Genomic DNA, 11735 nt, shown 5'->3' with positions numbered 1-11735 from the left:
CCGCGCACGAATCCAGTCCGCCTCTTTTAACCATGATCGGTGCCGGGTGCGAATCGTAGCCGGGCGAAATGATTCGTCCGGCATGACCGCTCGAACACCAGTGGAAAACACCTCTGTGCCGCGCCGCGATATCGCCCGATTTTTCAGGCGCGGCCCTGCAGGGCGGCCGCGAGCTTCGAGACGAACTTGTTGACCCAGAAGATCTTCTTGCTGCCCTTGATCACGACGACGTCGCCGGGTGCGAGCAGCGCTGCGATCTGCCCGGCATCGAGCGTCACCGGATCCTCGTGCCAGCCCAGCCGTTGCTCCTGCGGCAGCCGCTCGAAGAGATGGCGCATCAGCGGCCCGACGCAGAACACGCCGTCGATCGCGGCGAGATGTCCGGCCATCCCGGCATGATACGCTGGCGCCTCTTCGCCAAGCTCGAGCATATCGCCGATCACGGCGATCCGTCGTCCCTTCACCGGCCGCGCCTGCAGGCTGTCGAGCGCCGCCGCCATGCTGGCGGGATTGCCATTGAAGCTGTCGTCGATGAGCACGATATCACTGACGGTCTGCTCGACGCCGCGGCCCGTCATGATGCCGACCTGGCCAAGCTCGCTCGCCAGCAGTGCGGGATCGAGCCCGGCGGCGGCCACCGAAGCAAGCGCCGCGAGGGCATTGTGCAGGCGATGCGGCGCACCAGGCGTCAGCGCGAATTCGATGCGGCGGCCTGCCACCTCCGACGTCACATCCCAGCTCTCGCCGCGCGCTGCATGCGAAAGCTCGCGCACCTCGCTGTCGCCACCGAAACGGACCACCTTGCCGCTCCACTCGGGCGCCGCGAGATCGGCGGGAAGCACGAGGATGCCGTCGGCCGGCAGACCGCGCGCGATCGAGACCTTCTCCTTCCGGATCGCTTCGAGGCTGCCGAGCTTCTCCAGATGCACCGGTTGCACGTTGACCACCAGCGCCACGGTCGGCTGCGACAGCTCCGTCAACCGCGCGATCTCGCCGGTCTGGTTCATGCCCATCTCGATCACCCAGACCGACGCGCCCGGATCGGCATTGCAGAGCGTCAGCGGCACGCCCCAGAAATTGTTGAAGCTCGACGGGCTCGCCGACGCGCCGGGATAGGCGGCGATGAACTCCTTGGTCGAGGTCTTGCCGGCGCTGCCGGTCAATCCGATGACAGGACCATGGAAGCGGGCCCGCGCGGCGCGAGCGAGCGCCCACAGACCATCGATCAACGTATCCGGCACCACGAGCTGTGGGACCGTGATGCCCTCGATTTCGTGCGGCACGATCATCGCCACCGCACCGGCCTTCTCGGCATTGGCCGCGAACTCCCAGCCGTCACGGCTGGAGGCGAAGCTCGATACGAAGCCGCCGCTGGGCGTGCCGCTCAGGGCGACGAACAGGCTGCCAGGCTTTACGGCGCGGCTGTCCTGCGTGACGAAATCGATCGGTGTCGCCGGATAGTCGCCGGCGAGGCCGAGCGCGCGCGCCGCCTCGGCCACCGTCCACAGCGCCTTCGTCATGATGCCCTCGCCGCCAATGCGTCCGCGACCGCTTCATGATCGCTGAAATGCAGCACGTCGCTGCCGATGATCTGTCCGGTCTCGTGCCCCTTGCCGGCAATCACGAGCGCATCGCCGGGCTGCAGCTCGCTGATCGCAACCCGGATCGCTTCGGCGCGGTCGCCGATCTCGCGTGCGCCTGGCGCGGACGCAAGGATTGCGGCGCGGATCGCCGAGGGATCCTCGCTGCGCGGGTTGTCGTCGGTGACGATGACGCTGTCGGCCTCGGCGGCGGCGATCGCCCCCATCAGAGGCCGCTTGCCGGTGTCGCGGTCGCCGCCCGCGCCGAACACGACGACGAGTTTCCGCGCGGCATACGGCCGCAGCGCATGCAGCGCCTTGGCGAGCGCATCCGGCTTGTGGGCGTAGTCGATGAAGATCGGTGCACCATTGTGCTCCCCGACCAGCTCAAGCCGCCCCTTGGCGCCTTCGAGCTGCTCCAGCGATTCAAACACCGCTTGCGGATCACTGCCGGTGCCGATGGCAAGGCCAGCGGCGACCAGCGCATTCTCGACCTGGAACGCGCCGACCAGCGGCAGCCGGATGAAAGTGATGCGGCCGCAATGCTGGATCTCGAGTTGCTGAGCAAAACCATCGACCGCCGCGGCCACGAGGCGGATGCCCGCTCCTGCGCCGTCGCCATGCGTCCCCACCGTCATCAGCCGGAGCCCACGCGTTTCAGCCGCGGCGATCACATCAGGCGAGCACTCATGGTCGGCCGAGATGACCGCAGGGCCGCCCGGCGGCACCAGATCACGGAACAGCCTCAGCTTGGCGTTGAGGTAGTGCGCGAGATCGGGATGGTAGTCCATGTGGTCGCGCGACAGGTTGGTGAACCCGCCGGCCGAGACCTTCACCCCATCGAGCCTGAACTGATCCAGCCCGTGCGACGAGGCTTCGAAGGCCAGATGCGTGACGCCGTCCTGCGTGATCTCGTCGATCTGCCGGTGCAGCGCGATCGGGTCCGGCGTGGTGAGAGAGCCGTAGACGGTGCGCTTGTCCGAGACCAGTCCGACGGTGCCGATGCTTGCCGAGCTGTGGCCGAGCCTCTGCCAGATCTGCCGCGTGAAGGCTGCAACCGAGGTCTTGCCGCTGGTGCCGGTCACCGCCGCGATTGTTGCCGGCTGCCGCGGGAAAACGCGCGACGCGGCGAGCGCCAGTGCCCGCCGCGGGTTGGGCAGTGCGACGAACGGAACCGGGAGCTCGCCCTCTGGTGCCGCAGCACCGGCCACGGCGGCCGCTCCGGCGGCGATCGCCGCCGCGATGAAGCGCGCGCCGTCGGTCTTGGTTCCCGATAGCGCGAAGAACAGGTCTCCGGGCCTGACTGCGCGGCTGTCCACGGCGAGGCCGGAGACTTCGACGGCGGCGATTTGCGGGTCGAGCCCCGCCTGATCGCCGAGAAGGTCGTGAAGTTTCATCCTGATCCGTACCGGTCCTGGCCCCCGCCCCGGGTGGCGGCAGCTCCAAAGCCTTGCGATTCGCGGACGGCTTACTGCGTCAGCCGCGATGCCGCAAGAATTTGGCGGTCGGACGGCGGCAGGTCGAAACGAGGCTCGATGCCCAGCAGCGGCCCGATCCGGGAGATCACGTTGCCTGCGGTCGGAACCGCGTTCCAGCCGGAGGTGATGAAGCCGTAGGTTTCCTTCAGCGCCTGCGGCTCGTCCAGCATGATCAGCACCTGGTATTTCGGCTTGTCGGCCGGGATCACCGCGGTGAAGAGCGTCAGCACCTTCTTCTTGGCATAGCGGCCGTTGATCACCTTTTCGGCCGTGCCGGTCTTGCCGCCGATGTAATAGCCCTTCACGTCGGCCTTGCGCGCGGTGCCGATCTCGGCGTTCAGACGCATCAGGTACCGCATCTTCTCCGAAGTCTCCGGTTTGATCACGCGCTTGGCAACCTGCATCGCCTCCGCCTCGGTGCGCTTCATGAAGGTCGGCGGAATCAAGTAACCGCCATTGACCAGCGCACTGACGCCCATCACGCCCTGCAGCGGCGCGACTGCCATGCCGTGGCCGAACGCGATCGTGACCGTGTTCAACTCGGCCCAGCGCTTGGGCAGGATCGGCGAGGCACTCTCCGGCAACTCAGTGCGCAGCCGGTCGAACTGTCCCATCTTACGGAGGAAGGCCTTGTGGCCTTCGACGCCCTGCGTCAGCGCGATCCTGGCGGCGCCGACGTTGGAGGAGAAGGTGAACACCTCCTTCATGGTGAGGAAGCGGCCCTTCGGCTCGTCGTCGTGAATGGCGAACTTGCCGTAATGCAGCGGCCCGCGCGCATCCCACAGCGAGTTGAGATCATACTTGCCTGTGTCGAGCGCCATCGCCAAGGTGAACGCCTTGAAGGTCGAGCCCATCTCATAGACGCCGGTGGTAAGGCGGTTGATGCGATCGGGATCGTGCGCCTCTTTCGGATTGTTCGGATCGAAATCCGGCAGCGACACCATCGCGATGATCTCGCCGGTCCTGACGTTGACCACGAGACCGGAGGCGGCCTTGGTCTTGAACTTGTCCTTGGCCTTGAGCAGCTCATCACGCAACGCATGCTCGACACGCAGGTCGACCGAGAGCTCGATCGGGCGCTGCAGGCGATCGGTGGCGAAGCCGGCGCGGTGCAAGTCGGCGAGGCCCTGATTGTCGAGCCACTTCTCCATGCCGGCGATGCCCTGGTTGTCGATGTTCACCAGGCCGATCAGATGCGCCACCTCGTTGCCGGTCGGATAGACGCGCTTGTTCTCGCGCAGGAAGCCAACACCGGGCAGGCCAAGGCGGTGAATGTCCTGCTGCTGTTTCGGCGTCATCTCGCGCTTGAGCCAGACGAAGCCCTTGCGGGACATCATGCGCTCGCGCACTTCGCTCGTATCGAGATCGGGCAAGGTCGCGGTGAGCAGCTCGATCGCCTCGTCCTTGTCGATGAGGCGGCGCGGCTCGGCAAACAGGCTCGGCGTCTTGACGTCGGTCGCCAGCACGGCGCCGTTGCGGTCGACGATGTCGGGCCGCGCAGTGGCGATGGCGTCCTGCTGCGCGGCGCGCCGCGCGCTCGGGCCGTCGGAGCCGACCGCAAACATCACGAGACGGCCGCCGATGACGGCATAGACCGCGGCGAAGGCAATGATCGCCAGGCCAATACGGGCGCGGGCCTTGGCGGTGCGATCGACATCGCGCCCGTACAGCAACGTGCGCACCAGCCGTTGCCGCCAGGGCTCCTGCGGCTTGACCTCCTGCGGCTTGACCTGAGGCCTGATCTGATCGGTCATTGCTGATCCTCCGGGCGACGCACCGATCCGGTCACGGGGGGCTCTTCATTGATCGCATCGATCGCATCGATCATCGATCCGATCGGATCCGGATTGTCGGACCGCGCGAACCGCGGCGGCCGCTCCGGTAGATTCTTGAGGCTGTCATATTGCGTGGCGTTGAGCGGCTTCAGCGGCAGATGCCGTTCGACCAATCCCTGCAGCCGCAGCGGCGCGTCGAGCTTGGCCCATTCTGAGCGCAGGATCGCGATCGCCTCGCGCTGCTCGCGAATCTCCGCCCGCAGCTGCAGCACGCGCTCGACGCGCGCGGTCGATTCCATCTTGATGCGATAGACATAGGCGGCCGCGAAGATCAGCGAGCAGATCACGACGAGATGCAGGAGGCGCATCGATCAGCCTCCCCGCAGCACGTCGGCCAAGCGCGGCCAGGCAGAGACGTCGGACGGAACGTGGGCCGGCGCCGCCGTACGTTCGGCGCCGCGCAGCTTGGCGGACCGCGCCCGCGGATTGGCCTCGGTCTCGGCCTCCGCGGCCACGACCGGCTTGCGGGTGAGCAGCTGGAAGCTCGGCGTCTGCTGGGCGATCTCGGGCAAATGGCGCGAGCCGCCGCCGGTCTTGCTGCGCTCGGCGAAGAACGTCTTGACGATGCGGTCCTCGAGCGAATGGAACGAGACCACGGCCAGCCGGCCGCCAGGCGCCAGGATGCGCTCCGCTGCGGACAGCGCCTGTTCGAGTTCGTCGAGCTCCTCGTTGACGAGAATGCGCAGCGCCTGGAACGTCCGCGTCGCCGGATGAATGTCGCCCGGCTTCGACCGCACCACACGGGCCACGATGTCGGCGAGCTGCCGCGTGGTCGCGATCGGCTGCTCCTTGCGCGCGGCCGTGATCGCGCGCGCCACCGCACGTGAGTGACGCTCCTCGCCGAAGATGTAGATGACGTCGGCGAGATCGCGCTCGGACGCGGATGCGACGATGTCGGCGGCAGTGGGTCCCTGCCCGCCCATGCGCATGTCGAGCGGGCCATCGAACCTGAACGAGAAACCGCGCACGGCCGAATCGAGCTGCATCGACGAGACGCCGACGTCCATCACGACGCCGTCGACATGCTCGAGATCTTGCGCCGCGCAGATGTCCGCCAGTGCGGAGAAGCGGTTCTCGACCAGCGTCAGCCGTCCGCCCGCCTCCGCGACGAGACCGGCGCCGCCGGCGATCGCGGTGCTGTCGCGGTCGATCGCGAATACCCGGGTTCCCGGCGTGGCAAGAATCAGCCGCGTGTAACCGCCCGCGCCAAAGGTCGCATCGACATAGGTGCCGCCCGCGCGGACCGCGAGCATGTCGACCGCTTCGTGGCCGAGCACCGGAACATGACGCTGGTCAGCCGTACTCACGCGGCCGCTCCACGCGCATGCCGCTGTCTCAGACTGATCCTGGTCGGCTGCGAGCCCATCGCGCCTTCGATCCTCGCGCCCCGTCAATTCGCCAAGCCATCGTCGAGGACGGTCGACGGCCAGCCTTCCAAATGCCTGGACCCCCGCACGCGACCGTGCCGGGGCATTCCCCCGTCCATCAGCGATCGCGCCCTGCCGGATGCGCCCGACAACGCCCGAAACGATAATATCCCGTGCAGGACCTTGCATATGGCGGCTTGCCGTCCCGAAAACCGGCTTGGCTCTTCACCACTTAGTAACGGCGTTTAGCGTTAACAAACCGTTGACGGTCTGTGGCGGATGTTGGGCAGTCGTTCGGGACGGCACGGCCGATGCGGAACATCGCCGGATCGCGGTCCGATCGACCGCCGCGTCGCTCGCGCAACGACTTTGCTCAATCCGAGGTGCTCACATGCGATTTCGATTGCGACCGGGATATGTAAGAGAGTAGTGGCTGCCCATATTCAATTTGATCCATTGCCTTCGCCGCCCGCTTCGAGTGCTTCATGCCGAATTCAACAGACAAGCCCGAATCGAAGCGCCTTCGTGCGCTGCCGATCCCCAAGGGCGTCTCGGATCTGCCTGTCTTCACGCCGGACTCCTCGATCGCGTCCGACGTGATCCCGTCGGCGAATTTCGGCGAGCGCAAGGGCGGGCGTCAGCCCGACATGATCATCCTGCATTACACCGGGATGCCGGACGTAGAGGGCGCGATCACCAAGCTGTGCACGTCCGGGAGCGAGGTCTCGGCGCATTACATCGTGCTGGAGGACGGCCGCATCGTGCAGTGCGTCCCGGAGGCGATGCGCGCCTGGCACGCCGGCCTGTCGTCATGGGGCGGTGACGAGGACATCAACTCCTGCTCGATCGGCGTCGAGATCGTCAATCGCGGCCATGATTGGGGCTATCCGGATTTCCCGCCGCGGCAGATTGCCGCCGTCATCGCGCTGTGCCGCGGCATCATGCTCCGCCGCAACGTTCCGGCGCATCGCGTGCTCGGGCACTCCGACGTGGCGCCGTCGCGAAAGAAGGATCCGGGCGAGAAATTCCCCTGGCACTCCCTCGCCAATTCCGGGGTCGGCCACTGGGTGCAGCCGGCGGCCATCACCAAGGGCGAGACGCTGAAGCTCGGCAGCATCGGCGACGACGTCAAGGGCCTGCAGAAGGCGCTCGCCAGATACGGCTACGGCGTGCCGATCACCGGCAAATTCGACGGCATCACGCTCGACGTCGTGACCGCATTCCAACGGCATTTCCGCCCCGAGCGCATCGACGGCATCGCCGACCGCTCGACCTTGTGGACGCTGCATGCGCTGCTGACGAGCCTGCCGGCCGAAGAGACCGCGCCGCGGGCGTGACGCTTCACGCGTCGTCGCCGAGCTCGGCGAGCCGGCGCGCATAGAGGCGCTTGAGCGGGGCGAGCTGCGTCGCCTCGGTTGCTGCGCGATAGGCTGCGCGTGCCTCCTCGCGCCGGTCGAGCCGCCGGAGCAGATCGGCGCGGACCGCGGGAAGCAGGTCGTACTGCTTCAGGCCACCGCGCGCAGCCAGCGCATCGACCAGCGCCAGCGCGCGCGCCGGGCCGTCGGCCATCGACACCGCGGCGGCGTGATTGAGCTCGATCACGGGCGACGGCGCGATTCGCAGCAGCACCTCGTAGAGGCCCACGATCTGGCGCCAATCCGTGTCGTGATAGTTCGGTGCCTGGGCGTGGAGTGCGGCGATGGCAGCCTGGACCGTATAGGATTGCGGCAGCCCCTTCACGCGCAGCGCCTGATCTACCAGGGCCAATCCTTCGGCGATCTGCCCGGCATCCCATAGCGATCGATCCTGCTCCTCGAGCAGGACGATGTCGCCGGACGCAGTGATGCGTCCCGGCCGGCGCGCATCGTGGAGCAGCATCAAAGACAGCAGCCCCTTGACGTCGCCCGCGTCCGGCACCAGTCCGAGCAGCAGCCGGCCGAGCCGGATCGCCTCGCGCGCGAGATCGAGCCGGATCAGTTCGTCGCCCGAGGTGGCGAGATAACCCTCGGTGAAGACGAGATAGATCACGGTCAGCACGCCACGCAGCCGTTCATCGAGCGCCTCGCGTCCCGGCACCTCATAGGGGATTCCGGCAAGGCGGATCTTCTGCTTGGCACGCACCAGGCGCTGCGCCATCGCTTCCTCGCTGGCGAGAAAGGCGCGCGCGACCTCGGCCGTGGTGAGACCACACACCGTCCGCAAGGTCAGCGCCACCTGGACCTCCGGCGCAAACGCGGGATGGCAGCAGGTGAAGATCAGCCGCAGCATGTCGTCGTCGAGATCGGCCGGCGCCTCGACGTCATCGCTGGCGGCGTCACGCTCGATCGCGTGGACGATCTCCGCTTCCTTGTCGCGAAAATTGCGGCGACGCCTGACGCGATCGATCGCCTTGTTGCGGGCGACATTGACCAGCCAGGCGCGTGGATTGGCGGGGGCCTCGGACCCCCGCCAGCTCTGCAGCGCCGCGGCGAACGCATCCTGCAACGCGTCCTCGGCCAGGTCGAAGTCCCCGACGAGCCGGATCAAGGTCGCGAGCGCGCGGCCGGCTTCGTCGCGGAACACCTTGTCGATCGCGTCTGGCGTCATCGCTGACATAACCGCCGGCCTGCGTCTTCCGCCTCAATGATTGTATTGCCAGACGGGTCGCACCTCGATCGAGCCGAAACGGGCGCCCGGAATGCGTGCGGCGATGCCGATCGCCTCGTCGATGTTCTGCGCCTCGATCATGTAGTAGCCGCCGAGCTGCTCGCGGGTCTCGGCGAACGGTCCGTCGGTGGTCAGGATCTTGCCGTCGCGCACCCGCACGGTCGTCGACGTCGTGGTCGGCTGCAGCCGGTCGCCGCCCTTGAAATTGCCGCTGGCGATGATCGACTGGGTGAAGGTCTGATACTCGGCCAGCATCTTGCCCTCGGCCTCCTTCTCCATCTTCGCGTAGTCGACTTCGTTCTGGTAGATCATCAACAGGTACTGCATCGGACTGCTCCTCGGTTGCGGCTGTTGCGCCGACATTCAGTCGAACGGTGCGCGCGCGGGACGACACGCCCAGGGTAATATTTTTCGATCGCGCCGCGATGGCTTGACGCGCTGATCGATAAGCCCCATGCAAGCCGCGTCAGTCGGCCGGACGGCCGCTCCGGCAGGTGCCGAAAGGCCGCCGGGGAGGAAAGTCCGGGCTCCATCGACATGCGGTGCCGGATAACGTCCGGCGGGGGCGACCCCAGGGACAGTGCCACAGAGAACGAACCGCTTCCTCCCGCGAGGGAGGCAGTAAGGGTGAAAAGGTGCGGTAAGAGCGCACCGCGGGGCCGGCAACGGAACCGGCATGGTAAACCCCACCGGGAGCAAAACCGAATAGGGACGGCCACGCGGAGACAATCGCCAAGGCGATGACGTCCGCGGGAGCGATGTCAGGCTCGCCGTCCGGGTAGGTTGCCCGAGGTCACGCGCAAGCGCGATCCCAGAGGAATGGCCGTCACGTATCGTCATGCGCAAGCATACGGTGCCCTACAGAACCCGGCTTACAGGCCGGCTGATATGTTCATGAGGGGCTCGACGCTCAAGCGTCGGGCCCCTCACCATTTTGATCATCCGGCTGCGGATAGCTGGCCGATCTCTATCGCCTGGCGCTCGAACAGGCTGCGATAGAGCCCGCCGGGCCGGCCGACCAGCGCGGCATGACCGCCCTGCTCGACGATCCGGCCACGATCGAACACCAGGATGCGGTCGAGGCTGCGCACGGTCGCCAGCCGATGCGCGATCACGATCGCCGTCCTGCCCTTCATCAGCCGCTCCATGGCCTCCTGGATCAGCGCCTCCGACTCCGAATCGAGGCTCGAGGTCGCCTCGTCCAGGATCAGCACGCGCGCATCCGCCAGGAACGCCCGCGCCAGCGCCACCCGCTGCCGCTCGCCGCCCGACAGCTTGACGCCGCGCTCGCCCACGAGCGTGCCGTAGCCCTTGGGCAGACGCGTGATGAACTCGTGCGCATTGGCAAGCCGCGCCGCCTGCTCGATCTCGGCCTGGCTGGCGCCGGGCCGGCCATAGGCGATGTTCTCGGCCAGCGAGCGGTGGAACAGGATCGGCTCCTGCTGCACGATCGCGATCTGGCTGCGCAGCGAATCCTGCTTCGCGTGGGCGATGTCCTGCCCGTCGACCAGGATCCGGCCGCCGCTGACGTCGTACAGCCGCTGCACCAGCTTGACGAAGGTCGTCTTGCCGGAGCCGGAGCGTCCGACCAGCCCGATCCGCTCGCCCGGCCGGATGTCCACCGACAGCCGGTCGTAGAGCGGCGCGCGATGACCGCCGTAGTGAAACGTCACGCCGTCGAACACGATGTGCCCACCGGTCACCGCGATCGGCCGGGCATCTTCAGCATCGACGATGCCGATCGGCTCGCCGTGGATCGCCACCAGCTCGTCCATGTCATTGACCGCGCGCTGCAGGTTGTTGATGTGCATGCCGACGTCGCGCAGATAGGCGTGGATGACGTAGTAGCTCGTCAGCACATAGGTGACGTCGCCCGGCGAGGCCCGGCCCGCCATCCACAGCAGCACGGCGCCGCCGATCACCGACGAGCGCAGGCACAGCAGCACGCCGAGCTGCACCGCCGCCGTGGTGTTGTAGCGCAGCCAGGTGCGGTTGACGCGGCGTGACCAGCGGTTGACGACGCGCATCAGCCGGCCGTCCTCGCGCGCCTCGGCGCCGAACGACTTCACCACCGCGTTGCAGCTCAGCGCATCCGCGAGCGTGCCGCCGACCTTGGTGTCCCAGGCATTGGAGATGCGCGCGGCCGGCGCGATGTAGCGGGTCGAGAACGCGACCGTCATCGCGACGTACAGCACCGCGCCGACGGCGATGACGCCGCCCAGCGCGCCCCAATGCAGGCCGAGCAGCACCATCGAGCCGAGCAGCACCGACAGCGACGGCAGCAGCGCCAGCAGGATGGTGTCGTTGTAGAGATCGAGCGCCCACATGCCGCGCGTGATCTTGCGCACCGTCGAGCCGGCGAAGCTGTTGGCGTGCCAGTCGGTCGAGAAGCGCTGCACCCGCACGAAGGCCTCGCGCGCCACGTCGGACATGATGCGCAAGGTGAACGGCACGATCAGCCGCAGTCCGGACAGCCGCAGCACGATCGAGGCGAAGCCGAGTGCGACGATGGCGGCGAACGCGACCTGGGCCGCGTGCCGTGCATCCATGTTCGCCGGACCCAGGGTCAGCGCATCGACGAGTTGGCCGGAGAACACAGGCATGAACAGGTCGGCTGCGGTGGCGCCGAGCAAGCACACCGCAACCCCGAGGGTCATGCGCGGCTGTTTCAGCCAGTGGCGGAACACGAACGGCATCACGACGCGGATGGCGGCGGGACGCTTGTCGGCCTTCAGGCCGGAGACGTCGACGGTCATGGCATCATCCGGCCGCGCTCGCAGCGCCAGCCGGCTCCAATCAGGCAGACGCGACGCGGCGCGCGGTCTGCGA

9 protein-coding genes and 1 other RNA gene are annotated in these 11735 nt (G+C 67.2%); 2 read left to right on the top strand and 8 right to left on the bottom strand.

What is annotated here, in order from left to right; genetic code table 11:
• Positions 1–143: 143 nt before the first annotated feature.
• From ACQR1I_RS06985 to rsmH, 5 genes are all read right to left on the bottom strand, one after another.
• Entirely contained in the window at positions 144–1520 is a 1377-nt protein-coding gene (locus ACQR1I_RS06985) for a UDP-N-acetylmuramoyl-tripeptide--D-alanyl-D-alanine ligase (protein WP_434869013.1), read from the bottom strand.
• Positions 1517–2977: a UDP-N-acetylmuramoyl-L-alanyl-D-glutamate--2,6-diaminopimelate ligase gene (locus ACQR1I_RS06980; protein WP_434869014.1), complete on the bottom strand. Its 1461-nt coding sequence runs from the start codon at positions 2975–2977 to the stop codon at positions 1517–1519. Before ACQR1I_RS06980 ends, ACQR1I_RS06985 begins: the two co-directional genes overlap by 4 nt.
• 71 nt (positions 2978–3048) lie before the next feature.
• Positions 3049–4812 (bottom strand): peptidoglycan D,D-transpeptidase FtsI family protein, encoded by a 1764-nt coding sequence (locus tag ACQR1I_RS06975; RefSeq protein ID WP_434869015.1) that lies wholly within the window; start codon positions 4810–4812, stop codon positions 3049–3051.
• Complete coding sequence (gene ftsL / locus ACQR1I_RS06970) at positions 4809–5201, bottom strand: cell division protein FtsL (RefSeq protein ID WP_434869016.1); 393 nt, start codon at positions 5199–5201, stop codon at positions 4809–4811. The genes ACQR1I_RS06975 and ftsL overlap by 4 nt, the downstream gene beginning before the upstream one ends.
• Positions 5202–5204: 3 nt before the next feature.
• Positions 5205–6200: a 16S rRNA (cytosine(1402)-N(4))-methyltransferase RsmH gene (gene rsmH / locus ACQR1I_RS06965; RefSeq protein WP_434869017.1), complete on the bottom strand. Its 996-nt coding sequence runs from the start codon at positions 6198–6200 to the stop codon at positions 5205–5207.
• Positions 6201–6745: 545 nt separating this feature from the next.
• Here rsmH and ACQR1I_RS06960 point away from each other — a divergent pair.
• Positions 6746–7597, top strand: a complete 852-nt coding sequence (locus ACQR1I_RS06960; RefSeq protein WP_434869018.1) for a peptidoglycan recognition protein family protein — start codon at positions 6746–6748, stop codon at positions 7595–7597.
• Between the two features lie 4 nt (positions 7598–7601).
• Here ACQR1I_RS06960 and ACQR1I_RS06955 read toward each other — a convergent pair whose 3' ends face one another.
• Positions 7602–8846 carry an RNA polymerase sigma factor gene (locus ACQR1I_RS06955; RefSeq protein ID WP_434869019.1) on the bottom strand — a complete coding sequence of 415 codons (1245 nt, stop codon included), beginning with the start codon at positions 8844–8846 and terminating at the stop codon, positions 7602–7604.
• A gap of 33 nt (positions 8847–8879) precedes the next feature.
• Positions 8880–9233 carry a YciI family protein gene (locus ACQR1I_RS06950; protein ID WP_434869020.1) on the bottom strand — a complete coding sequence of 118 codons (354 nt, stop codon included), beginning with the start codon at positions 9231–9233 and terminating at the stop codon, positions 8880–8882.
• Between the two features lie 139 nt (positions 9234–9372).
• Here ACQR1I_RS06950 and rnpB point away from each other — a divergent pair.
• An RNA gene (gene rnpB / locus ACQR1I_RS06945) (RNase P RNA component class A) lies at positions 9373–9797 on the top strand.
• A gap of 47 nt (positions 9798–9844) precedes the next feature.
• Here rnpB and ACQR1I_RS06940 read toward each other — a convergent pair.
• Positions 9845–11662 carry an ABC transporter ATP-binding protein gene (locus ACQR1I_RS06940; protein WP_434869021.1) on the bottom strand — a complete coding sequence of 606 codons (1818 nt, stop codon included), beginning with the start codon at positions 11660–11662 and terminating at the stop codon, positions 9845–9847.
• Positions 11663–11735 lie beyond the last annotated feature (73 nt).

Source organism: Bradyrhizobium sp. HKCCYLS2038 (assembly GCF_051167655.1).
In the GTDB taxonomy this organism is placed as follows: domain Bacteria; phylum Pseudomonadota; class Alphaproteobacteria; order Rhizobiales; family Xanthobacteraceae; genus Bradyrhizobium.
This window is presented reverse-complemented; position numbering and strand designations above follow the sequence as displayed.